Origin of the sequence: Epilithonimonas zeae (genome assembly GCF_023278365.1) — a bacterium.
Classification (GTDB): domain Bacteria; phylum Bacteroidota; class Bacteroidia; order Flavobacteriales; family Weeksellaceae; genus Epilithonimonas; species Epilithonimonas zeae_A.
Window position 1 is genome coordinate 184,282 of sequence record NZ_CP075338.1, and the last position, 22,843, is coordinate 207,124.

Below are 22,843 nucleotides of genomic sequence, written 5' to 3' on the forward strand. Positions count from 1 at the left end.
CATTTCCACAAATCGGTAGCTTGCATTGTACTGATTTCAGGATGTAAATTTGAGAAGTTTTGCTGAATCAAAAGTTAATTCAATTCAAAAATGTAATGAAAGCGCTAAATTCTGCGCTGAAATTATCTAGACAATTTTTCAGAAATCTGATTTTTGAAAATATCGCTGACACTTAATTTTAAGGGAATTCCGTCTGATGAAACCACATCCAGAATGATTTCTGAAGAGGAAAAAACCTGAATATGCTGAATATTAACCATTTCCTTTTTATTGATTTGAACAAACGATTTTTCAGGTAATAATTCAGATAAGTTTTTGAAGCTCAGGTTTTTAAGAGTAATTTCAGAATTATTTTTCAGCATTAAATCTTTGTCGCGGCTATCTATATCAGAAGTTTTGATAAAAACTACATCATTGACAAAAATTCGGGTTTTTCCGAGATTGGTATTCCACTCAAAAAACTGATTTTTTTTCTGCTCGCCAAGCAATTTTTCTGCCTTTTCAAAAGCTTGCTGAAGACGTTCTTTTTTGATAGGTTTCCGGACATAATCTACCACGTCAAGGTCAAAAGCTTCTGCTGCATATTCTTTGTAAGCCGTTGTGAAAATGATTTTTTTGCCTTTGATTAATTCCGCAACTTGAAGTCCGTTTGTTCCAGGCATTTCGATGTCCAGAATACAAACATCACAATCGATATCATTGATTTCTTGCAAAAATATTTTCGGATTGTTGAAAGCTTTCACAACTTCTATACCTTCAATCTGGTCGCAGAGAAGTTTTAGGTAGCTGATTGCCAATAATTCATCGTCCAGAATAACGCATTTTATCATAAAATTCTGAAAGATTAATGGTTAAATGGGCAACGTAATTTCCGTTGGTGATACTTTTGTTCAGCTTGTAATGGTCTTTGTAAATCAGTTTCAATCTTTGGTCAAAAGATTTGCTTCCGAATCCGCTATTTTCCTTTTTTAATGGGGTTTTTTCAGAGATTTTGTTGGAGACTTTCATCTCAAATTTTCCGGCATCTAAAATTAAATTCACGGCAATAAAAGAATCCTCAGCCAAAAAATCGGTGTGTTTAAAAGCATTTTCAATCAAATCAACAGAAATCAATGGGGCAAAAACTTTCTCCAGATATATAGAATCTTCTTTATTAATTTTCGTTTTGATTCTAAAATCGAACAAAGGATTGATTTTGATTTTATTGATTTCGATAAGGTTCATTGCAAAATCCAACTCCTCTTTTGGACTCACGAATTTGTTGCTGCTTTCATAAAGAATATAATCCAGAATACTAGCCAATTTATCCAACGAAATATAAGTCTGATAAGCGTGTGACTGAACCGAATTGAGAATATTTTTGAAAAGATGCGGATTGAGTTTGGTCTCGATATGTTCTAAGCGTACATTGTCGAGTTTGCTTTCAATCGCTTTGTAATTGTCTTCTAAAATTTTATTTTTTGTTTTTGACGATTTGTATTTCCCATAAAGGAAGAAAGTTAAAACCAGCAAAAAAAAGATGACGAAAATCCCACCAAACAAGAAATAATCCGGAAGTAAGAGATTTTTGCCAGACATATTATTTCAGTTTTTTCAAGCCTGTAAACTCAGCGTTTTCCTTGCATTTAGAATAATTAATTTCGAATCTCGGATTGTTTTTCGGATAAACCAAAACGTATTTTGGACAAGGTTTCTCTTGCGCTTTGCTTCGGTCAAAATCAATTTTTCCACCAGCGATGATGCTGTCTTTCAAGAATTGTTCTGAGATTTTGTTTACTTCCATTTCCGTTTTGAAAGTTGGAGAATAGGTGAAATCTTTAGTCAACGTTTCAGCAATTACTCTGTCATTAGGGAAATAAGAGCAACTTGTACCTTTTTGATTGAGTATGAAAAATACGATTAACAAGCCTGGAACCAGACCGATAGCGTAGAATTTTAATTTTTTTAGCATTAATGAGATTTAGAAAATCAAAAGATTGATATCGTGATAAGGAAGGTCGAACTTGTTACAAATCAATTGTTTCGTATGTCTCCCTTTGTACATATAAAGAGATTGTTTGATTTCGTTTTTATGAATCAACATATTTTCGAAACCGCCTTCTTCGTCATAACCTAACAGATAACTTAGGAAGAAATTGCTCACAGCTTTCGTTGTCGTTCTCGGCATTCTTGAAGTCAAATTCGGTAAACCACAGTGGATAACGTCGTGTTTTACAATGAATGGTTTTTCTGTTGTTGTCAGCTCCGAAGTTTCAATCACTTTTCCATTATCGATTGTGATATCGATGATGACACTTCCTTTTTTCATTTTCATTACCATATCTTCGGTAACGATCGGGGGAAGATTCAATCTTGGTAAAGCACCGATAACAACATCAGCTCTTCTAAGTGATTTTGTTAATTCTTTCGGGTCGATGACAGATGTTGGAACGCGGCTATCAACCAAAGTATGAAGTCTTCGAAGCTTCGATAATGAATTATCAAAAACTTTGACACTCGCTCCAAGTCCAATCGCTGCTTTTGTAGCAAATTCACCCACAATTCCAGCGCCTAAAATCACAACTTCCGTAGGACGAACACCAGTGATTCCGCCAAGCATCAATCCATTGGACATTGCCAATAATTCTGAGGCGTAAAGGATGGAAACACTTCCTGCAATTTCACCAATTAATCTTACCAATGACAATTGTTTGTACTCATCCATTATGAATTCGAAAGCGATGGCATTGACTTTTTTGCAAGCTAATTTCAGGAAATAATCTTTGTCTCGAAGATTGATTTGTAAAGCCGAAATTAAATAAGTCATCGGTCTCAAGTAATCGATTTCCTCTTCGGTTGGTGGATTTATTTTCAAAACCAAGTCTTGAGAAAAAGCGACTTTGGGGTCATTTGTAATCTCTGCACCAGCTTCGGAGTATAAAATATCAGAAAAGTGAGAACCTTCTCCGGCGCCACTTTCTATGATGACTTTGTGTCCATTATTTACCAAAATCTGAACTGCATCCGGAATGATGCACGTTCTTTTTTCATTCAGACAAGTTTCTTTTGGAATCCCAATGCTGAAGGTTTTTCCTTTTTTTACAACTTCTAGTTTTTCCTCTTTAGGAATCAGTTCTTCTTCTGTAAAAGGCGTAAATATGGTTGATGTACTGCTCATATAAAACGAATCATTGTTCAAAATCTAAAGCAAAGATAAAACAAATTACTATTATGTTTAATTAAACTCGATTTCTCTTCCGGATTCTGTATTGGTGATGGTCATTTTGTGAAAATCGTAACCTTCAAGCTCGTCCATATAGATTTCCGGCCATTCTATAATTGACAAAAATCCATTGTCAAGATATTCCTCAATCCCGAAATCATAAGCTTCTTCCACAGATTTTAATCGGTACAAATCAAAATGAAAAACTTTTCCTTTTGGTGTATCGTATTCATTCACAATAGAGTAGGTTGGAGAAGAAATTTCGTCTGAGCTTCCCAATTCTTTAAGCAAAAACTGGGAAAAAGTGGTTTTTCCTGCGCCCAGATTGCCTTTGAGAAGAAGAATATTATGTTCAAGATTTGGAATGATTTGATTAACAATATCTTTCCATTCTTCAAGCTGATGAATTGTAAATTGCATCTTAAATTTTTTACAAAAATAAGGTTTCTGCAGATTTTATTTCAGAATAAAAATTAAAACTAATTATTACCTTTACATCGTGATTACGAAAGAGACGATTGATAAAATATTTTCTACCATCCGTGTAGAAGAGATTATTGGTGAATATGTTCAGTTGAAAAGGGCAGGCTCTAACTTCAAAGGTTTGAGTCCTTTTCATGAGGAAAAATCACCAAGTTTTGTGGTTTCTCCAAGTAAACAGATCTGGAAAGATTTCTCGACAGGAAAGGGAGGAACGGCTATTTCTTTCTTAATGGAAGTCGAGAATTTCACTTATCCCGAAGCACTTCGCCATGCGGCGAAAAAATATGGGATAGAGATAGAGGAAAATATCCGAGAATATTCTGAAGAGGAAAAACAATCACAAACCGAGCGTGATTTGCTTTACAAAATCCACGAGGTTGCGAATGATTTTTTCCAAGATCAGCTTTGGGAATCGGAGGAAGGCAAAATGATTGCTTATTCTTATTTCAAAGAAAGAGAACTTCGGGATGATATTATCAGGAAATTCCAATTGGGATATTCGCCTGAAAAGAAAAATGCGTTTACAGAGTTCGCTCTTGGAAAAGCTTATTCCAAAGATATTCTTGAAAAATCAGGGTTGTCCATATTTCCGGAAAATACACCCTCAGGAATTGATAGATTCCGTGATAGAGTAGTCTTTCCGATTCATAGCTTTTCGGGAAGAGTTTTGGGTTTTGGTGCGAGGATTCTCAAGAACAATGTCAAAACTGCGAAATACCTCAACTCTCCGGAAACCGAGATCTATCATAAGTCCAACGTTCTGTATGGCTTAAATCAAAGCAAACAATCTATTTCCAGAAAGAATCTCTGTCTTTTGGTAGAAGGTTATATGGATGTTGTGTCGCTTCATCAGTCTGGGATTGAAAATGTTGTGGCGAGTTCTGGAACATCTTTGACAACGGAACAAATCAAACTCATCAAAAGATTAACGGAAAATGTAACGATTCTTTTCGATGGCGATAAAGCAGGAATCAAAGCCAGTTTCCGAAGTATCGATATGTTACTTTCCGAAGGGATGAACATTCGTGTTCTTCTCTTTCCAGATGGCGATGACCCAGATTCTTTTGCGAGAAAACATCCGCAGGAATATGTAGAGAATTTCATTGAGAAAGAAGCCAAAGATTTCATCGATTTCAAAGCTGAGATTCTTTTGAAAGATGCAGGCAACGACCCCATCAGAAAAGCAGAATCAATCCGTGATATTGTAAAATCGGTTGCCTTTGTGCAGAATGCTCTGAAACGTGAGGTTTATTTGAAAGAAGTTTCGACTAAATTTGGATTGAGTGAGCAAAGTTTGTTTAATGAACTTCAGATTCAAACCAATGTCACACAACAGCAGGAATCAAAACCTAAGTTTGAAGAGAAAAAGGCTGCTCCAAAATTAGAAATTGTTCAGGAAAATACTTTTTCTGTCAACCCATTGTTGCTTCAGGAAGAAAAGTTGGTTGATTTGATGTTGAAATACGGCGATTTTGTCTTAGACAGAAAAGATGCTGATGGAAACGCTTACAAAATCACAGTCATAGAAGAAATTCTGAATCATTTGGAAGAAGATGAATGCGAGATTCAGCTGGATATTCATAAAACCATTATTTCTGAAATTAAAGAAGGAATTCTGCAAAACGAAATAAGATCGGGTAATTTTTTCTTCAATATGATGGATGAGGAAATCTCTGGTAAACTAGCGAATGCGCTGATAGAAAATTATCATACAAGTAATTGGAACAAGTTCAATATCTATTTTAGTTCAGAAGAGGAAGTTGTTCCGAAGCTTGTTTCAGATATTGTTTTAAGACATAAAAGAGAATATGTTGTTAAGTTAATCAATGACCTGAAGAATACAACAGATAATGAGCAAGATAACACGCATATTTATCAAAATATCATTCTCTTGACTCAACTCAAAAACAAATTAGACAGCGAATTATTTCGTATTTTGTGACAGAATGACTTACTTTAGCAAAGGAATAGAAATTGTAAACTCAATACAGATTTAAAAATAACCAAATATAATATGGACATTAAAAAAGAATTCAGAGATTTCTCGGTAAAACATATGGGAAATAACGGTCTTGTTACAGACCAATATATGGGAATGTTCAATCCGACCAATCTTACGCCTTACATTATGGAGGAAAGAAGAATGAACGTTGCACAGATGGACGTTTTTTCTAGATTGATGATGGACAGAATCATTTTCCTCGGAACAGGAATCGACGATCAGGTTGCGAATATCATTACAGCGCAGTTATTGTTCTTAGAGAGTTCAGACTCTGCAAAAGATATTCAGATCTACATCAACTCTCCAGGAGGAAGTGTTTACGCAGGATTGGGAATTTATGACACAATGCAAATCATCAAACCGGATGTAGCAACAATCTGTACCGGAATTGCGGCTTCTATGGGCGCGGTTCTTTTGGTAGCGGGCGAAAAAGGAAAACGTTCTGCTTTGAAGCATTCTCGAGTGATGATTCACCAGCCTTCTGGTGGTGCACAAGGTGTAGCATCTGATATGGAAATCAACCTAAGAGAGATGTTGAAGTTGAAAAAAGAATTGTACGACATTATTTCAAACCACTCTGGCCAAACTTACGAGTGGGTAGAAAAAGCATCTGACAGAGATTACTGGATGACCTCTACCGAAGCCAAAGAATTCGGAATGGTAGACGAAGTTCTTGAAAGAAAAAAATAAAACAACAAGACCTGATTCATTTGAGTCAGGTTTTTTTTATGTATTCTATCTGATGCTCTCTAACTCATCAACTCAGATTATCATTTGGGCGCCTTTATCCGCCCTCCGTTCCCGCTTTGTCACTCTGAGGCTCTCGAAGAGTCCACTCAGGTCGGGGCGCGCTTCGCAAAGTTGAAACATTGTTCTTCGATTAGAGATTTGTAATGAAACTACGACAAATTAAATTAGACAGATTACATTTTACTTTTTACATCGTACATTTTACAAAAAATAATTTTGCAGAAAATCTCAATTTCACTACTTTTGACACGTTAAATAATAAAAAATGAAAAAATCTGTAATATTGTTGGCTTCTGCTATCTTAGTTGTGTCTTGTGATCTTCCTGCTGGTGGGAACAAAGGACGTTTGAAAAAAACGGATGAAGTAGTAAGATATGACGATCCTAATGCACCTCACGGAACTTACCATCCAACTGCAGATTCTACAAAAGCTGTTTCTCACGTTGTAGCAGATTCTGCAAAGACAGTGACATCAGAAGTTAAACCAGCTGCAACAGCCGAAGCTCCTGCTGAGCACCACTAAGAATTTTATAAAAATATTATAATAAAAAATGTCTTGCGTTTGCAGGACATTTTTTATTTTTACGAACCTCAATAGAAAAATGAGAGTAATAATAAACTTTGTTTTTCTTTGTTGAGTAGTTTTACGTCTTTGCGAACCTTAAAATATCCTCAATAATTTATATAAAAACTTTGCGGACTTTGCGTTCAAAAAAAATAATTTTAAAATCATAGACTAATCATTTATCATTAACAAAATGAGTACAACACAAGCATACATCCAAGAAAATAAACAACGTTTTCTTGATGAATTATTTGATATCCTTAGAATTGCTTCCATCAGTGCAGATCCGGCTTACAAATCAGAAGTTCTGAAATGTGCAGATGAGGTAGCAAAACATCTGAAAGTTGCTGGAGCAGACAACGTAGAAATCCTTGAAACCAAAGGTTATCCAATCGTTTTCGGAGAGAAAATCATTGATGCTAATTTACCAACCGTTTTGGTTTACGGACATTATGACGTTCAGCCGGCTGATCCTTTGGAATTATGGACAAGCGACCCTTTCGAACCGGTTGTTAAAACAACGGAACTTCATCCGGAAGGTGCGATTTTCGCAAGAGGTTCCGCAGATGACAAAGGGCAATTCTTTATGCATGTCAAAGCTTTCGAAGCAATGATGAAAACAGATTCTTTGCCTTGTAATGTCAAATTTTTGATTGAAGGTGAAGAAGAAGTGGGTTCTGCAAGTTTGGCAGATTTCCTTGAAGAAAATAAAGAAAAACTGAGTTGTGATGTGATCTTGATTTCTGATACACATATTTATTCTAATGAGCAGCCAACAGTTACGACAGGTTTGCGTGGATTGAGTTATGTTGAGGTTGAAGTAGAAGGCCCGAATCGTGATTTACATTCAGGACTTTACGGTGGTGCGGTTCCGAATCCAATCAATGTCTTATCAAAAATGATTGGCGATTTGATTGATGACAAAGGTCACATTACAATCGACGGTTTTTATGACAATGTTCTAGTTGTTTCCGACGAAGACAGAAAGGAAATGAACAAACTGAAAGACAATCCAGAAGCTTATAAGAAATCAATCAACCTTAATGATATTCAGGGAGAAGAAGGTTATACAACTTTGGAAAGAGCTTCTATCAGACCAACTTTGGACGTGAACGGAATCTGGGGAGGCTACACTGGTGAAGGTGCGAAAACGGTAATTGCTTCCAAAGCTTTTGCTAAAATCTCGATGAGATTGGTTCCCAATCAAACACCGGAAGAAATCACTGAAAAATTCACAAAGTATTTTGAGAAAATCGCTCCTAAAAGCGTGAAAGTAAAAGTAACGCCACATCACGGCGGAATGCCTTATGTTTTGGAAAGCAACACTAAAGAATTTTTGGCTGCTAAAAAAGCAATGGAAAAAGCATTTGGTAAAGAAGTTTTGCCTTACAGAAGTGGAGGAAGTATTCCTATTACGTCTTTGTTCGAGAAAGTTCTTGGGGCTAAATCTGTTTTAATGGGATTCGGTTTGGATTCAGATGCGATTCATTCACCAAATGAACATTACGGATTGTATAACTATTATAAAGGTATTGAAAGTATTCCTTATTTCTTTGAGTTTTATGCAAAAGGATAAAAATGTAAAGACAGTTTAGGCTGTCTTTTTTTATATTAAAATCTAATGAATTTCACAGATTAAGCAAAATTTCCGTAATAAAATCTGCAAAATTAGCTTAATCTGCGAGCAAAATTTAATAAAATAAAATCAAAAAAAATTATGTCAAAAGTTATTTATATCACAGGTGGAACCAAAGGAATAGGTTTCGGAATTGCAGAAGTTTTATTGAAGAATGGTCACAAAGTGGCTATTAGTGGAAGAAAACAGGAAGATGTGGACAAAGCAGTTTCTGAGCTTAAAGTAATTTCTGAAAGTGTTTTAGGAGTGAGTTCTGATGTTAGGAAATTTCAGGATGAAGAATCAGCAGTTCAAAAGATTGTTCAGAATTTCGGAAGCCTAGATGTTGTGATTGCCAATGCAGGTCTAGGAATTTTCAAACCAGTCGATGAATTGACGATAGAAGATTGGAATGCAATGCAGGAAACTAATTTGACAGGTTGTTTCTATACATTGAAAGCTTCGGTTGAAGAACTGAAAAAATCTCAAGGTTACTACATTACGATTGCAAGTCTTGCCGGAACTAATTTCTTTGAAAATGGAGCAGGTTATAACGCTTCGAAGTTTGGCGTTGTTGGTTTTACACAGGCTGCAATGATTGACCTTAGAAAATATAATATCAAAGTTTCAACCATAATGCCTGGTTCTGTTGCCACTTATTTTAACGGAAATGTTCCATCGGAAAAAGACGAATGGAAAATTCAGCCGGAAGATATGGGAAATCTTGTCCTCGATATGCTGAATATGAACCCGCGTGTTTTGCCAAGCAAAATTGAGTTCCGAGCAAGTCAGGTAAAGAAATAAAAATTATTGATTTTTTGAAAATTCGATAATTTGACCCAGATATTTGTTAAGTCAAAATTCTGCAAAATTGGCTAGAAATGGATGAAATTATTTATAAAGAATCTAAATACCCTTTTATTAAAGCGGTTTCCGATGTTATTTAATAAATAACAATAAATTATGCATGCATAGTATTTTTTATATATATTAGCCACAGTTAGTAACGTCAAATGTTATCGTTAAGATCGATTCTTATTGATAATTAATTAAAAATATATTTAACAGATGAAATCGCCACAATTCGGAAAATTAAATTATTTCAAAGTGAGTGCGATTGCATATGACCATTAAAAACAATAAATACTTACATATGAAAATATTAGTTTGTATCAGTAGTGTTCCAGATACTACAAGTAAAATTAATTTTACAGCAGATAAATCTGCTTTTGACAAAAACGGAATTCAGTGGGTGATTAATCCATTAGATGAGTTTGCTTTAACAAAAGCTATAAAATTACAAGAATCTCAAGGAGCGACTGTAACAGTTGTGAATGTTGGAGATGCAGGAACAGAAGCAGTGATCAGAAAAGCTTTGGCAATCGGAGCGAACGACGCTGTGAGAGTTAACACAGAGGCGAAAGACAGTTTCTCTGTAGCAAAAGAAATTGCGAGAATTGCTCAAGATGGTAGTTACGATTTGGTTCTGGCAGGAAAAGAATCGATTGATTATAATGGTGGCGCTGTTCCGGGAATGGTTGCTCAGCTGTTGAATTATGCTTTTGTTAATGCAGCGGTTGGATTGGATGTTAATGGTTCAGAAGCAACTGCGGTTAGAGAAATCGAAGGTGGTAAAGAAACGATTTCGGTTAAGTTACCAGCTGTTGTTGCAGGACAAAAAGGTTTGGTAGACGAAAAAGATTTGATTATCCCGAATATGAGAGGAATTATGTCTGCAAGAACAAAACCTCTTAATGTTGTAGAACCTTCCAATTCTGAAGTGAAAGTGGAAGCTGTTTCTTTTGATAGTGTTGCTCCAAGAGCAGCTGTGAAGTTGGTTTCTGCAGATAACCTAGACGAGTTGGTAAGATTACTTCACGAAGAAGCGAAAGTAATCTAAAGTTGGAAGTCGGAAGTTAGATGTCCGATGAGAATTCAATTTTAACAAAAATATTATTTAATTAATCAAATCCACGATTTCAGAGTCAAGTTTGAAAACTTCTGACTTCCGACATCTGACATCTGACAAAAATTAAAAAATTATGGCAGTATTCGTATACGCAGAAAATATAAACGGAATTTATAAAAAAGCAGCATTTGAAGCCGTTTCTTACGCAAAAGCTATTGCAGGAAAAACTGGAGATTCAGTAACTGCAATTTCTATCAATCCAACAGATTCTTCAGATTTGCTTTACAAATATGGAGCAGATAAAGTAGTGAATGTAAAAGACGCAGGTCTTAAAAATTTCAGCGCTAAGGCTTATGCAGAAGCAATTAACCAAATTGCTGACGGAAATATTATCGTTTTCCCTCACACAACAGATGCATCTTCTGTAGCGCCAATGTTGGCAATTCAGAAAAATTATTCATTGATTACGAATGTGATTGATCTTCCAGAAAGCACTTCGCCTTTCCAAGTTAAGAGAAAAGCTTTCTCTGGAAAAGGTTTTATGCACGCAAAAGCTGATGCAGCTGGTGTGATTGTAACCGTTTCTCAAAATGCTTTCGGAGTTAAGGAAAATGCAGCTTCAGGTTCAGAAGAAGTGAAAGAACTAAGCATTGCCAACGAAGATACAAAAGTGATCAATCACGAGCAGTCTTCAGGAAAACTTGACCTTAAAGAAGCGGAAATCGTAGTTTCTGCAGGTAGAGGTTTGAAAGGTCCCGAAAATTGGGGAATGATAGAAGATTTGGCAAATGTTCTCGGAGCGGCTACAGCTTGTTCAAAACCAGTTTCTGATATCGGTTGGAGACCTCACACAGAGCACGTTGGACAAACTGGAAAAGCAATTTCTCCCAATCTTTACATTGCAGTTGGTATTTCCGGCGCCATTCAGCATTTGGCGGGCGTTAACAGTTCGAAAACGATTGTGGTTATCAATAATGATGCGGAAGCACCTTTCTTCAAATCTGCGGATTATGGAGTCGTGGGCGATGCCTTCCAGATCATTCCTGCATTAACAGAGAAAATCAAAGCATTGAAAGCTTAATCCAAATTTCATAAAAATATAAACCTGAGTCAGTGATTCAGGTTTTTTTGTTTTAATAAGTATCATTATTTGGGCAGCTTAATCCGTCTTCCGCTCCCAATCTTTTCACTCCACTTCGTTGCGTAAAAAGGATTTCCGCTCAAGCCGGGCTGCTGCAATTCAACGCTTTAAGGATTCGGAAAGTGAAATACTGAATTATTTAATGATTTTATAACCTAAACAATGGAAAAATCGACAAATCCTAAATGAAAATTAACAAAAAATTTTATATTTGCTAAATGGATTATAAAAAATTAATCATTAGAGGGATCTCATACAGCCAGACTCAATCGGGAGCTTATGCGCTGTTGTTGGAACATGAAGAAACATCGGTCAAATTGCCTGTTGTTATCGGGAATTTTGAAGCACAATCCATTTCTTTGGGATTAGAAAAAGACATCAATCCGCCTCGTCCTTTGACGCACGATCTTTTCGCTCAGTTCGTGAAAAATACAGGTTTTAAACTAGAGTCTGTCATTATTTACCAAATCAAAGACGGCGTTTTCTTCTCCAATATAAATTTCAAAAATCCGTTAACAGAAGAAGAGCTGATTTTGGATGCAAGAACTTCTGATGCTGTTGCAATGGCTGTTCGTTTCGATGCACCTATTTATACGACTTCAGATGTTCTGAACGAAGCTGGAATTTTATTAGAACTCGAAGAAACTCAAAAAGTAGGAGTAGAAGAAGAGGAAGAGATTTCAACAGATTTCAATGATCTATCAGGTGTTTCTTTGGAAGAATTAAACCAATTGCTGAATGATGCCGTAAAAGAAGAGGATTATGATACAGCACTCAGATTGCAGGAAGAAATCAAACGCAGAAATAAAAAAATAGAATAAATATATATTATCATTTAAGATATGAATTTAAAATTACGACTGACAATACTTAGCTTTCTTCAGTTTTTTGTTTGGGGAGCTTGGCTAATTACAATGGCTAACTTCTGGTTCGGAACAAAACATTGGGACGGCGCTCAGTTTGGAGCAGTTTTCGGAACAATGGGTATTGCCTCGATTTTCATGCCAACGATTACAGGAATTATTGCTGACCGTTGGGTGAATGCAGAAAGGATTTATTCTGTTTTACAAATTTTATATGGCGCTGTTCTGTTTATTTTGCCCCACGCAGAAACGCCAAACTCTTTTTTCTCCATAATGTTGGTTGCTATGTGTTTCTACATGCCGACAATTGCTTTAACCAATTCGATCTCATATACGATTCTGAAAAACAGTCATTTGGATGTTGTTAAGGATTTTCCACCCATCAGAGTTTGGGGAACTGTGGGTTTCATCGTCGCCATGTGGATTACCAATTTGACAGGTAACAAAGCTACAGAAGGACAGTTTTATATCGCTGGTGTAGCTGCAGTTGCATTAGGGCTTTATGCTTTAACATTACCAAAATGTCCGCCTCAAAAATTAATTGATAAAAACGCACCGCTTTCTGAGCAATTAGGTTTGAATGCTTTCAAATTATTTGGGAATTTTAAAATGGCGTTGTTCTTTTTATTCTCAATGTTATTGGGAGCTGCGTTGCAATTGACTAATGCCTATGGCGATGTTTTCCTGAGTGAATTTGCTCATTTCCCAAAGTATGCCAACTCGATAGTTGTTGAAAAATCAACCATTATTATGTCAATTTCTCAGATTTCGGAAACCTTATTTATTTTGGCAATTCCGTTTTTCCTGAGAAGATATGGTATCAAAAAAGTAATGTTAATCAGTATGTTGGCTTGGGTTCTTAGATTTGGACTTTTTGCTTACGGAGATCCTGTGAACGGCCTTTGGATGATTATTTTATCTTGTGTGGTTTATGGGATGGCATTTGATTTCTTCAATATTTCTGGTTCTCTTTTTGTGGAAACTACGACAGACAAAAAAATCAGATCATCTGCTCAGGGTTTGTTTATGATGATGACCAATGGTTTTGGAGCTGTTTTGGGAAGTTACATTGCAGGTTGGGCTATTGATAAATTCTTCACAATTAAATTTACGACAGCTTCAGAGTTATCATCATACCTGGAAACGACACCAACAGATTCTACATTCATAGAAATTTTGAAAAATTCTTTTAATGCTGTAGTTAATCCGGATGGGACTTTATCTAATGTTGTACTGGTGAAGAACTGGCCGCATATCTGGCTTTATTTTGCAGGCTATGCTTTGATTATTGCTGTTTTATTTGGCGTATTTTTCAAGCATAAACATTCTGCGGAAGATGTTAAAAATATTACGCACTAATTTTTGGGCGAATATTTGATAATAAAATAATAAATAAAAGAAATGAAAAAATTAATCATAAGTACTCTAGCCGTTTCTACTTTAATTGTAGGACTAATTAGTATGAATAGTTGCAGCAAAGTTGAGGATATAATAGATGATATTACCATTCCGGTTCCGTTTACCATTCCGTTTGATGTAGAAACTACAATTCCTTTTGCTGTAACAACAGAACCAATCAAATATCCTTCAATTCCTCTTAATCTTGATTTAGATGCAAAAATCAGAGAGCAGTTTAACGGAGCGACCATAGATAATGTAAAATCTGCAAAATTGTCTAGTTTTGTAGTGAATTTTGTTTCTTCTTCTGATTCAGATTCGATTAAACTAGATAAGGTTCAAGATGCGAAAATCTACATCAAAACACCTACTCTTGCAGAAATTGAAATTGCAGCTGTTGTTAATAATGTAAGCCCGACGGCACTTAATTTTACACCGGCAGATAAAGAGTTGATGGAGTATTTGAAGTCCAAAGATGTTTCTATTGCGTTAGAATTAAAAGGTAAAGAGTTGGAACCGGCTGTAACTCAAATGAAAATAAGAATCAATTCAGGATTTAAAATTCAAGTAGGATTATAAAATAAAAGATGACTTAGCGGTCATCTTTTTTTGTGTAGTCTTCATAAGGATTCTCTTGTGAGAAGAGGATATTTAGAATCATTCCTATAATCACTATAATATTAATGATGACTTGGATAAGGTTAGGAATTGGAAGCCCAATAAAAGGATTGTAAAGCAGCGCAAGAACAACAAAGATTTTGACATCCAAAGAATCTTTTCTTTGAAACGCATCATAAGCTAACCAGCCAAAACCAACAAACAATCCATAACCGGAAAGTCTGTAAAACATATAAGGCATTTTTAAAAAACACAAGATAAGAACGGCTATCAAGATTAACTTTAAAAGCTGATTCATATTATCGATTTGTCGTAAAAATACTAATTAAATGTTTATAATTTAAATTTTTGAGATTATTTTTAATTAATTATTAATGTATGTTTTTATTGTAATTGAATAATTAATTTAGGTTAATAAATTATCTCTATTCGAAAATCAAATTGTTTTGAATCGCAAGAGATTTAAGTTCTGTTTCTTCCCATTCCTTTTGAGCGTCACTTTTTAATGTGATTCCACCGCCTACAAACAGAAAAGCATAATTTTTAAAGAAGCTGGCGCATCTAAGATTCACGAAGTAATAAATGTAATCTTCAGTTTCGACTTTAATGTAGCCTGCGTAAAATTCTCTGTTAAAATGCTCTATGCTTTTGATGCCTTGCGCACAAAGTTCTTTTGGAAATCCACAAACGGCTGGCGTTGGATGAAGTTCAGAAATAATTTTATCCAGACTTTCAGGACTTATTTCAGCAGAAAAATCAGTTTTCAAGTGTTTGATGTTTCCTGAAATCAAATCTTTTGTTGAGGAAACTCTAAGGTTAGATGAGAATTTTCTAAGAATGGACTGAATATATTCTGTAACGGCTTTTTGTTCTTCGATTTCTTTATCCGTCCAGTTCTCATCCAGTGGAAGCGTTCCCGCAACACTCATTGTCTCAAAAGAATTATTTCTCTTATCGAATTTCCCTAAAACCTCCGAAAATCCACCCATCCAGATTTCTCCATTTTTTTCAAACAAATAACAGAAAGCGGAAGGGTAGCTGTCGCAGAATTTTAGGAAACTTTTGGTTAAAGACAATTTTTTTTCAGAATCGATGTCAAGATACATCAAGAGTTTTCTTCTGGAAAGAACGAGTTTTTTAAGCTCATTTTTCTCAATAAAATCTTTAGCCTGAGATATTTTCAGAGCATAAGATTCCTGAGTTTCTTTTGCTATTTCTATAAGCTGGCTTTTACTTTTTGGCGAAATATTTTGATTTTCAATTTCTTCTATGGAAATTTCTTTGATGTTTCCTTTAAAGTCCAAAACCGTTTTGGTGTCGAAGCTGACAAATGAAACCAATTTTTCCTGAGAAGATTCCAAAGTATGGTAAATATCCGAATCGGGTAATCTGAAAATGAGCATTGCTTTCTAAAATGAAATTAGACTTTTCCGACAGGAACGATATTATTCGTCATGGTTGTGTGATTAATCAGGTTTCCTTTTTCATCACGGATTTCGATTTGAGAAACGTGCATTGTGTTACCTTTTCGGATAAAAGTCGCCGTTCCAGTCACTATACCTTCTCGTTTTGCTCTCAAATGATTACTGTTGATATTAGTTCCAACCGGTACAACTTTATCAGTATCAATATTAATCAACGAAAGACAAGAACCCAAAGTTTCTGCCAAAACACAGCTTGCGCCGCCGTGCAGAATCCCGTAAGGTTGATGAACTCTGGAATTAACTGGCATTGTCGCTGTTAAAAAATCATCGGAAACATCGGTGTAAACAATTTCCAAAGTTTCTCCCAATGTGTTTTTGCTAGCGTTATTGAGATAGTCTAGTATTTCTTTTTTTTTAGCTTCGTCCATTATTTTGATTTTAGATAAAATTTCGAGATGCGTCCATCGGTTAAGATATTGTTGACGACGGAGAAAACTGTTCAAACGGCCTTCAACAATAACCTAGTTTTATGAATTTTATTTTTTACAGTCTACTTTATTTCCTGTTAAGTCATAACATTCATAAGCAGAACCTTCTCGTTTTTTAGTTAATTCGAATATTTTTTTTGAGTTGTTATATCTTATATAATAATACGGTAAATTTATGCTATCAATTAAGATTTTACCATTCCTTTCTATAATGCTATAATCGCTTTCATTTCGAATGGTAAAATAGCTGTCATTGCCATCCGTCATTCTGTTGAAGCCTTTTTTGTTTTTAGCAATTAGCATATTTTCCTTATCATAAATATCATAAACTCCAGCCAAATGTACTCCAGGTTTGGTCTCAAAAGTTCTATTGATGTAAATTAGATTTCCAAGTTTTCCATATTGTTGCACTCTGTCGTTTTCTGTATAGATTGTTTCTCCTGTTGATGGGTTAGAAATTTCGTAGAATTTATCATATTTTATGTATTCGAAATTGCCAACTTTCCCCAATTCTTTGTAAAACTTTGGATACAAATATTTTTTTCCTGAAACATCATACGTGTTTTGTTTGTAATCATTATCTGTAACAGAGATATTTCCGTTTTCCAAAATTCTAACATTCGAAACTTTATCCTCATAAACAGATTCTCCTTTTCGGTTTACAACCTGTTTATTATTATCCTTCAGCACCACAAAAAAATCTTTCGCAATTTCCTTATCGCCAATTTCCATAATACTTCCTTCAGCTTCAAAAAGTATTTTTTTTGATGTTGGGTCCACAGCAACAAATTTTTTGTCTGTAGTCCTAGTCATCGTCAATAATTTTGAAGTTGGCAAAGCGCGATTGAATTTTAAATTTTCAAAATCCACAAATTTTTTATCCAAAAGATGATAGATTCTGGTTGTTTCATTTTCTGTTTTTATAGAAGCATAAGGAGGAAAAAGCAGTTCTATATCCAGCGCATCTTTAGGCAAAAGCATCGTGCCTTTTTCGTCTATAATATTTTTATTGGCTGTTGTAGAATTAAATAATACCACAAAAGATTTTTCTTTAAAATTCGTGTGGTTTTTTTCCATATTTATGAGGAAACGATACTGTGATGGAATTTGATTTATTGTCCCATCTTTTGAAACTATTCTCACATTTGAACAGTGGAAAACTTCTGGTTTTTCTATACACTTGTCAGAAATTATTTTCGATCCATCTTTAAAAACATTGATGAAATTAACATCTTCTGCAAATTCCTCTTCTTTTCCGTCTGGCGAGATTAGGATGCTTTTTTTATTTTTTCTGTTGGTCAAATAGTCATATTGAAAATTTGTATTGTTTTCATCCATCGGAATTTGATCACTAATTGCTACATCATAATTTCTTGACTTTAAATCTGCCAACAATTTTTCGTCGATAGGTTTTGTAGGATTATTTTTTAAGAATTTTACTGGTAAAAAGCCATCCTCTTTTGTAGTTGTTTGTGAAGTTAAGACATTTTTTTTTGTTGATGTAGTTTTGGTTGTACTTTTTTTATTTTGAGCAAAACCAAATGTAAAGCTAAGTACAAGTACTGCCATTAATCTTTTTTTCATTCTATTTGTGTGTTTTGTTAATTTACTAATATATCTGTGGATTCCAGTTTTCTGGTTTTTTAGGCGTGATATCATATTTGATATAGAAATCCTGAATCTCCTGCATGATTTCCTCGTAAGTATGAGTTTCTAATTTTTCATAAGGAATTTTATAACCCAGATTAATCGTTTTTCTTTTGTAATCGCCACCGGCTAAAACAATTGGGACTTTAGCAGCCAGAGCCATATTGTAAAATCCTTTTCGCCATTTTGGAACCCAGCTTCTTGTTCCTTCTGGGGTAATTACCAAACTAAAATCATCTTTTTTGAACTCATTGGCAACGAAATTCACCAAGTCATTTTTCTGAGAACGGTCAATCCCAATTCCGCCAATTGCTTTCACAATCCCGCCGTACCAAGCTTTCGTATGCGCATCTTTGATGATGATTTTCAGCTTCTTGCCAAGAGACCAATAGGCAAGGTTCCCAAGAAGATATTCGCTGTTATCTGTGTGTGGCGCTACAACAAGAATACATCGGTCAAGGTTATTGACATCGCCTTGTAAAACAACTTTCCAACCAACTATTTTCAGAATGATTTTTGCGAGGATTTTTTTCATAGACAAAAAAATAAAGTATAACCCATGGAGGTTATACTTTACAAATTTACAAAATATGTTTATTCTTAAGAAATATCTAGGTATTCTTTACGTCTCAAAACAGGTTGCTGATGAAATCTACGATTTTGATTGCGATTTCTAGTACTAATTGAATCATTTTTGGTTATTTTTGTGATTAGAAGTTTATTTCTTGAACAAATTTAGTAATAATTTTGTTTCTTCTTTAATTAAAGAGTTAAAATTTTATTAAATTGTTAATTGATTACAGGATAAGTTACTGCAGTAGTCAAATCTAAGGGATTGTAGTTTTTTAAAATATGATGCTGCATCACTTTTGCCATTTCTTTGAACTGATCTTTGCTTGTGATTTTTTTTCCTCCAACCTGAAAAGTTCCTGGTGGCACATCATCAAATTTTTCTCTCAGTTCTTTCATCGGGTCATTATAAAACTGAAGCATCATTTTGTGCATATCACTTATTTTCAGATTCAGAGGTTTTTTACCTGCAAATGCTTCCATAAAGTCTGAGGTGTCAAAAGTTTTTTCAATTTTTTGGCTTTTTATTAGTTTGAAGATGAAATTGTCCTTACTGTCATTGATTTCGAAAATCAAACCTGGTAATCCTCGGAATTTGTAAGGTCCTTCTGATATGTTGACATCTTTGCAAAACCAAGCGATCCATTGTCTTCCACCAAAATTTGTGGTTGCTTTTTGGAGCGTATATTGTCCGGAAGGTTTGGTTTCGTTTTCTAATTTCCAATCCATTTTATCTGTCGTTGTGTAAGAAAAATAATCCATCATCATCTCGTAATTAGTATTCTGATAAGAATTTTTATTTCTTTTGATTACAGGCGCTCCGGTCCAGTTGTAATTTCTGCCACCTTTCTTATTGATAGAATCATTCAAAACGCTTTCATAATCATAGAATTTTACATCCGTTGGATTGATGTCCAAAGCCATATTTACATTTCTGTAATTTGTACTGGTAGAGTCTGGCTTGAATTTATATTCGTAAATAAAACGATGCGTTTGCGCTTTTGATAGAGTGGTGAAGAATATCAAAAGTAAAATAATATAAGTCTTCATATTAATATAGATTTTATTTAACATAACTTTTGTAATTCTCCACGATAAGTTTTGCAACTAGTTCTGGATTTTGATAATGTATGCCGTGAGAATATTTTGGTAGGAGAATGATTTTGCTGTTATCATTATCTTTTATAAGATCAGAAAAATGCTCTATTCTTAGATTATCATATTCTTTCCACCAGGCTTTAAAATTGATTCCTAGATTTAAATTTCTGTTCATCTCTTCATCCGGAGTTTCAATATATTTGTTATACGAAATGATAACTGTTGTGGCAATCTTTTTGTCTAGTGCTGGCAGATCTGTATATTCAATAAAAAATCCCTTAGAATTGGAGTTTAATGCTCTTGCCGCATCGTTTCTTGTTCCCTGACTAACATTTTTATTTTGTGACAGTGATTTTATTATAATAGTAGAAATTTCTTGATATCCGGTTTTGCTTTCAGATTTTATCTTTGCCCTTTCATCTTCCTCTTTTGTTAACATAAAATCTGTCGGGTCTGATAAAACAAGTCCGGAGACCTCGTTTGGGAATTTAGCTGCAAATAGCCTGATGTAAGGTCCCCCAATAGAATGTCCAACAAGTAGGTATGGAGGTTTTATGTTGAGTGATTGTAACATACTATGCAGTCTTTCTACAACCTGAGAATCTGAGAGGATATTAGAATCAGCTTCAGAATTTCCAAGTCCATTTCTTTCATATTCTATTCCTCCAATGTTAGCTGGTAGATAAGGGAGGATAGGATCGAAGGTACCACCTCCTAATCCAGCTTCGAACACCAAAATAGGTTCTCCATCTTTTCTGTTTTCAAGATTAAAAGTTTTGTAAGTCATTTTTTTACCTTCAACAGATACAAGCTTACTACCGCTATGTTGAGCCGAAGTTGGTAAATAACCAATTATCAAAAGTAAAATAGTATAGATTTTCATATTAATTTTTGTGATCTGGCTTTAGGGAACTAGGAGAAAAGCGGAAGCCCTAAGACTTCTGACCCGCTTTTCAACTAATCCACTCTCAATTTTTAATTAGTTTTAATATGGATTTCTTTTTTACCATCTTTGATATTGATGTTCATATCTTTGATGCTTTTCTTCACCTGGTCATCCAATTTCATTCTTTCCAAAACTACATCTGCAGAATCTTTGGAGTAATTCTTACCATTAATTTTTACAGAGTCGCTATCTTCAGAATTATATTCGATAGTTGTTCCGTTGATTTTGATTTTATTTTCTTCAACAGTGATTCCTTGGTGATTGTTATTCTCTATATTGTTATCATCATTGTCATCATCGTCGCCACGAGTACTTACTTCATATTCTTTTTCGTTAATAACTTTCATTTTAGATGGGATTACCAACTCATAATCTAATCTGTAATCTCTGAATCTGTATTCATAAGGATATTCGAAATAATTTGGAAGAAGAATTCTATTACCTCTGATCTCCACAGGAACTTTCATCTTAAGAGGCTGGTTGTAGCCATCTGCTTCTTTCTTAATGATGATGTAAGGCGTTTTGATATCTTCTCTTCTTGTAATTTCTACACTTGGCCAATCTCTTTTATAAATTGTTGCTTTATCAGAATAGATTTTACCAAAGTATGCTTTGAAGTTTTCAGGAATTGCCACTTTCTTGCTGTCAAGATAAATCGTGTCGTTTGGAACAGAGATAGAGATATTTTCATAATCTTCATTTTGTCCACTATATCTGAAGTTGAAACTAGATGCGCTTGCAGCCAAAACTCCGATTAAAATAATCCAGATAATTCCTAATGTTCCAAGTACCGGTCCAACATAGTTAAATTTTGACTTTGGTGAGAATAATTTGATTGATAATAATAAGAATGCTACTCCAAAGATGATTGTTGGCAAAGCTGCAATAGCAAGCAACAGGTAACCAAGGTTGTTTTCCTCCAGATAGAATCCAAGATTATTGTCCATCCCGAATTTGTCAGAACCGTAAGCAAACATCATTGCAAACAATCCGATGAAACATCCAGCTGCCATCAATGCTAGCAAAATAGCAAGACAATATTTCAGAACTTTCAAGAAAGAATCTCCTGCAGAACCGATTTTTGGGCGATTCTCATTATAGATTTCTCCTGCTCTTGTAGTTGTCTCATTGGCAAACTGCACTATTTTGCTGGATTCTTCCTTTAAGTTATCGAAGTTTAAAGGTTTTCCTTTCATCTTCAAAAAGTCAGAAGCTGATTCTGCTTTTGGTAAAACAGCCCAAAGGATGAAGTACAAAATCACTACTAAGAAAGATGATCCCGGAGCGACCCAAAGGAACAAAAATGCACCAACCCAAATCAACCTCATCCAAGTGATGTCCATTCCAAAATAAGCTGCTAAACCTGCGCAAACTCCGGCAACTTTCTGTCTTTCCGGGTCACGGAACAATTGTTTTTGAGAATTGCTGCTGTAACTGCTGTAGCTTGTAGAAGACTTTGATTTATTTTGTTTTCCTTCAGAGAAATAAGCTTCTTCCTGCTCATCAATTTGTTCCGGCGTTCCGATTTGAGCAATTACTTTTTCTACGTCAGAATCGTTGATAACTTCTCTTTTGGCAAGTACTTCTTTGAAAATCTCGACCATTCGGATTTCAATATCGTGCATTACTTCGTCTGCTTCTGCTGCGTCTAGAGAATTTCTCAAGGCATTCAGATAATCGCTAAGCTTGATATAAGCGTGTTCGTCTATCATAAAAGAGAATCCTGCGAGTGCTATAGATAATGTCTTGTTCATAATATTAGTTTTGAGAGTGAGAGTTTGATGTGATTTGGTTTACCGAGTCTGTCAGTTCCTGCCAGGTGGTTTGTAATTCTGCTAGGAAGAGACTTCCTTTTTCAGTGATCTGATAATACTTTCTTGGCGGTCCGCTGGTAGATTCTTCCCATCTGTAAGCTAAAAATTCGCCGTTTTTCAATCTTGTGAGTAGAGGGTAAAGAGTTCCTTCCACCACATCCAGTTTTCCTTTTTTGAGAGATTCTATCAGGTCAGAAACATACATTTCACGTTGCTGAATCAGGCTCAAAATACAGAATTCCAGAATCCCTTTGCGCATTTGCGCTTTTGTGTTTTCCGTATTCATATTAATTGTTTGGTTTTAATCGGT

The 22,843-nt window shown here is 34.9% G+C and carries 24 protein-coding genes; 10 read left to right on the top strand and 14 right to left on the bottom strand.

The features are described from left to right. Positions 1 to 122: 122 nt before the first annotated feature. Genes KI430_RS00710 through tsaE form a run of 5 tightly spaced genes read right to left on the bottom strand, consistent with a single transcriptional unit; the run spans position 123 to position 3,622 of the window. Complete coding sequence (locus KI430_RS00710) at positions 123 to 830, bottom strand: LytR/AlgR family response regulator transcription factor (protein ID WP_248876388.1); 708 nt, start codon at positions 828 to 830, stop codon at positions 123 to 125. Further along, positions 802 to 1,578 carry a histidine kinase gene (locus tag KI430_RS00715; RefSeq protein WP_248876389.1) on the bottom strand — a complete coding sequence of 259 codons (777 nt, stop codon included), beginning with the start codon at positions 1,576 to 1,578 and terminating at the stop codon, positions 802 to 804. Before KI430_RS00715 ends, KI430_RS00710 begins: the two co-directional genes overlap by 29 nt. Before the next feature lies 1 nt (position 1,579). Next, positions 1,580 to 1,951: a hypothetical protein gene (locus tag KI430_RS00720; protein WP_248876390.1), complete on the bottom strand. Its 372-nt coding sequence runs from the start codon at positions 1,949 to 1,951 to the stop codon at positions 1,580 to 1,582. Positions 1,952 to 1,960: 9 nt separating this feature from the next. Further along, the gene (locus KI430_RS00725; protein ID WP_074235256.1) at positions 1,961 to 3,157 is read right to left on the bottom strand and encodes an alanine dehydrogenase; all 1,197 of its coding nucleotides are present in this window, start codon (positions 3,155 to 3,157) and stop codon (positions 1,961 to 1,963) included. Positions 3,158 to 3,214: 57 nt separating this feature from the next. Then, positions 3,215 to 3,622 (bottom strand): tRNA (adenosine(37)-N6)-threonylcarbamoyltransferase complex ATPase subunit type 1 TsaE, encoded by a 408-nt coding sequence (tsaE, locus tag KI430_RS00730; RefSeq protein WP_248876391.1) that lies wholly within the window; start codon positions 3,620 to 3,622, stop codon positions 3,215 to 3,217. A gap of 79 nt (positions 3,623 to 3,701) precedes the next feature. Here tsaE and dnaG point away from each other — a divergent pair, with 79 nt between their 5' ends. The 10 genes from dnaG to KI430_RS00780 all read left to right on the top strand — a co-directional run bounded on the left by dnaG (position 3,702) and on the right by KI430_RS00780 (position 14,507). Continuing rightward, the gene (dnaG, locus tag KI430_RS00735) at positions 3,702 to 5,627 is read left to right on the top strand and encodes a DNA primase (RefSeq protein ID WP_248876392.1); all 1,926 of its coding nucleotides are present in this window, start codon (positions 3,702 to 3,704) and stop codon (positions 5,625 to 5,627) included. Between the two features lie 72 nt (positions 5,628 to 5,699). After that, positions 5,700 to 6,377, top strand: coding sequence for an ATP-dependent Clp endopeptidase proteolytic subunit ClpP (gene clpP, locus KI430_RS00740; protein WP_027382678.1), 678 nt, complete (start codon positions 5,700 to 5,702; stop codon positions 6,375 to 6,377). A gap of 325 nt (positions 6,378 to 6,702) precedes the next feature. After that, positions 6,703 to 6,960 (top strand): hypothetical protein, encoded by a 258-nt coding sequence (locus KI430_RS00745; protein ID WP_074235252.1) that lies wholly within the window; start codon positions 6,703 to 6,705, stop codon positions 6,958 to 6,960. A 235-nt stretch (positions 6,961 to 7,195) separates the two neighbouring features. Continuing rightward, positions 7,196 to 8,578 (top strand): dipeptidase, encoded by a 1,383-nt coding sequence (locus KI430_RS00750; RefSeq protein WP_248876393.1) that lies wholly within the window; start codon positions 7,196 to 7,198, stop codon positions 8,576 to 8,578. A gap of 141 nt (positions 8,579 to 8,719) precedes the next feature. Then, a complete protein-coding gene (locus KI430_RS00755; RefSeq protein ID WP_248876394.1) occupies positions 8,720 to 9,421 on the top strand; it encodes an SDR family oxidoreductase in 702 nt (233 codons plus the stop codon). A 349-nt stretch (positions 9,422 to 9,770) separates the two neighbouring features. Beyond that, positions 9,771 to 10,517 carry an electron transfer flavoprotein subunit beta/FixA family protein gene (locus KI430_RS00760; RefSeq protein ID WP_248876395.1) on the top strand — a complete coding sequence of 249 codons (747 nt, stop codon included), beginning with the start codon at positions 9,771 to 9,773 and terminating at the stop codon, positions 10,515 to 10,517. Positions 10,518 to 10,659: 142 nt separating this feature from the next. Continuing rightward, positions 10,660 to 11,607 (top strand): electron transfer flavoprotein subunit alpha/FixB family protein, encoded by a 948-nt coding sequence (locus tag KI430_RS00765; protein ID WP_248876396.1) that lies wholly within the window; start codon positions 10,660 to 10,662, stop codon positions 11,605 to 11,607. 278 nt (positions 11,608 to 11,885) lie between these two features. Further along, positions 11,886 to 12,488: a bifunctional nuclease family protein gene (locus tag KI430_RS00770; RefSeq protein WP_248876397.1), complete on the top strand. Its 603-nt coding sequence runs from the start codon at positions 11,886 to 11,888 to the stop codon at positions 12,486 to 12,488. A 21-nt stretch (positions 12,489 to 12,509) separates the two neighbouring features. Continuing rightward, positions 12,510 to 13,889: a nucleoside permease gene (locus KI430_RS00775; RefSeq protein WP_248876398.1), complete on the top strand. Its 1,380-nt coding sequence runs from the start codon at positions 12,510 to 12,512 to the stop codon at positions 13,887 to 13,889. A gap of 42 nt (positions 13,890 to 13,931) precedes the next feature. After that, complete coding sequence (locus KI430_RS00780; RefSeq protein ID WP_248876399.1) at positions 13,932 to 14,507, top strand: hypothetical protein; 576 nt, start codon at positions 13,932 to 13,934, stop codon at positions 14,505 to 14,507. 13 nt (positions 14,508 to 14,520) lie between these two features. Here KI430_RS00780 and KI430_RS00785 read toward each other — a convergent pair whose 3' ends face one another. From KI430_RS00785 to KI430_RS00825, 9 genes are all read right to left on the bottom strand, one after another. Next, complete coding sequence (locus KI430_RS00785) at positions 14,521 to 14,787, bottom strand: DUF6804 family protein (protein WP_248876400.1); 267 nt, start codon at positions 14,785 to 14,787, stop codon at positions 14,521 to 14,523. Positions 14,788 to 14,971: 184 nt separating this feature from the next. After that, entirely contained in the window at positions 14,972 to 15,949 is a 978-nt protein-coding gene (locus KI430_RS00790) for a chorismate-binding protein (RefSeq protein WP_248876401.1), read from the bottom strand. Positions 15,950 to 15,966: 17 nt separating this feature from the next. Next, positions 15,967 to 16,398: a PaaI family thioesterase gene (locus KI430_RS00795; RefSeq protein WP_248876402.1), complete on the bottom strand. Its 432-nt coding sequence runs from the start codon at positions 16,396 to 16,398 to the stop codon at positions 15,967 to 15,969. A 108-nt stretch (positions 16,399 to 16,506) separates the two neighbouring features. After that, on the bottom strand, positions 16,507 to 18,027 hold the full coding sequence (locus tag KI430_RS00800; RefSeq protein ID WP_248876403.1) for a hypothetical protein: 1,521 nt from the start codon (positions 18,025 to 18,027) through the stop codon (positions 16,507 to 16,509). 40 nt (positions 18,028 to 18,067) lie between these two features. After that, positions 18,068 to 18,640 (bottom strand): 1-acyl-sn-glycerol-3-phosphate acyltransferase, encoded by a 573-nt coding sequence (locus KI430_RS00805; protein WP_248876404.1) that lies wholly within the window; start codon positions 18,638 to 18,640, stop codon positions 18,068 to 18,070. Between the two features lie 254 nt (positions 18,641 to 18,894). Continuing rightward, on the bottom strand, positions 18,895 to 19,725 hold the full coding sequence (locus tag KI430_RS00810; RefSeq protein WP_248876405.1) for a GLPGLI family protein: 831 nt from the start codon (positions 19,723 to 19,725) through the stop codon (positions 18,895 to 18,897). A gap of 13 nt (positions 19,726 to 19,738) precedes the next feature. Beyond that, the gene (locus KI430_RS00815; protein ID WP_248876406.1) at positions 19,739 to 20,656 is read right to left on the bottom strand and encodes an alpha/beta fold hydrolase; all 918 of its coding nucleotides are present in this window, start codon (positions 20,654 to 20,656) and stop codon (positions 19,739 to 19,741) included. A 92-nt stretch (positions 20,657 to 20,748) separates the two neighbouring features. Next, positions 20,749 to 22,473, bottom strand: a complete 1,725-nt coding sequence (locus tag KI430_RS00820; RefSeq protein WP_248876407.1) for a PspC domain-containing protein — start codon at positions 22,471 to 22,473, stop codon at positions 20,749 to 20,751. Between the two features lie 4 nt (positions 22,474 to 22,477). Continuing rightward, the gene (locus KI430_RS00825) at positions 22,478 to 22,819 is read right to left on the bottom strand and encodes a PadR family transcriptional regulator (protein ID WP_027382663.1); all 342 of its coding nucleotides are present in this window, start codon (positions 22,817 to 22,819) and stop codon (positions 22,478 to 22,480) included. Between the last annotated feature and the right edge of the window lie 24 nt (positions 22,820 to 22,843).

Coding starts and splice junctions, on each gene's coding strand:
- KI430_RS00785 (WP_248876400.1), bottom strand. CDS start 14,787: ATGCCTTATATGTTTTACAGACTTTCCGGTTATGGATTGTTTGTTGGT.
- KI430_RS00745 (WP_074235252.1), top strand. CDS start 6,703: ATGAAAAAATCTGTAATATTGTTGGCTTCTGCTATCTTAGTTGTGTCT.
- KI430_RS00770 (WP_248876397.1), top strand. CDS start 11,886: ATGGATTATAAAAAATTAATCATTAGAGGGATCTCATACAGCCAGACT.
- KI430_RS00780 (WP_248876399.1), top strand. CDS start 13,932: ATGAAAAAATTAATCATAAGTACTCTAGCCGTTTCTACTTTAATTGTA.
- KI430_RS00790 (WP_248876401.1), bottom strand. CDS start 15,949: ATGCTCATTTTCAGATTACCCGATTCGGATATTTACCATACTTTGGAA.
- KI430_RS00810 (WP_248876405.1), bottom strand. CDS start 19,725: ATGAAGACTTATATTATTTTACTTTTGATATTCTTCACCACTCTATCA.
- KI430_RS00795 (WP_248876402.1), bottom strand. CDS start 16,398: ATGGACGAAGCTAAAAAAAAAGAAATACTAGACTATCTCAATAACGCT.
- KI430_RS00750 (WP_248876393.1), top strand. CDS start 7,196: ATGAGTACAACACAAGCATACATCCAAGAAAATAAACAACGTTTTCTT.
- KI430_RS00715 (WP_248876389.1), bottom strand. CDS start 1,578: ATGTCTGGCAAAAATCTCTTACTTCCGGATTATTTCTTGTTTGGTGGG.
- KI430_RS00710 (WP_248876388.1), bottom strand. CDS start 830: ATGATAAAATGCGTTATTCTGGACGATGAATTATTGGCAATCAGCTAC.
- KI430_RS00825 (WP_027382663.1), bottom strand. CDS start 22,819: ATGAATACGGAAAACACAAAAGCGCAAATGCGCAAAGGGATTCTGGAA.
- KI430_RS00815 (WP_248876406.1), bottom strand. CDS start 20,656: ATGAAAATCTATACTATTTTACTTTTGATAATTGGTTATTTACCAACT.
- tsaE (WP_248876391.1), bottom strand. CDS start 3,622: ATGCAATTTACAATTCATCAGCTTGAAGAATGGAAAGATATTGTTAAT.
- KI430_RS00725 (WP_074235256.1), bottom strand. CDS start 3,157: ATGAGCAGTACATCAACCATATTTACGCCTTTTACAGAAGAAGAACTG.
- KI430_RS00765 (WP_248876396.1), top strand. CDS start 10,660: ATGGCAGTATTCGTATACGCAGAAAATATAAACGGAATTTATAAAAAA.
- KI430_RS00775 (WP_248876398.1), top strand. CDS start 12,510: ATGAATTTAAAATTACGACTGACAATACTTAGCTTTCTTCAGTTTTTT.
- KI430_RS00755 (WP_248876394.1), top strand. CDS start 8,720: ATGTCAAAAGTTATTTATATCACAGGTGGAACCAAAGGAATAGGTTTC.
- KI430_RS00800 (WP_248876403.1), bottom strand. CDS start 18,027: ATGGCAGTACTTGTACTTAGCTTTACATTTGGTTTTGCTCAAAATAAA.
- clpP (WP_027382678.1), top strand. CDS start 5,700: ATGGACATTAAAAAAGAATTCAGAGATTTCTCGGTAAAACATATGGGA.
- KI430_RS00805 (WP_248876404.1), bottom strand. CDS start 18,640: ATGAAAAAAATCCTCGCAAAAATCATTCTGAAAATAGTTGGTTGGAAA.
- KI430_RS00760 (WP_248876395.1), top strand. CDS start 9,771: ATGAAAATATTAGTTTGTATCAGTAGTGTTCCAGATACTACAAGTAAA.
- KI430_RS00820 (WP_248876407.1), bottom strand. CDS start 22,473: ATGAACAAGACATTATCTATAGCACTCGCAGGATTCTCTTTTATGATA.
- KI430_RS00720 (WP_248876390.1), bottom strand. CDS start 1,951: ATGCTAAAAAAATTAAAATTCTACGCTATCGGTCTGGTTCCAGGCTTG.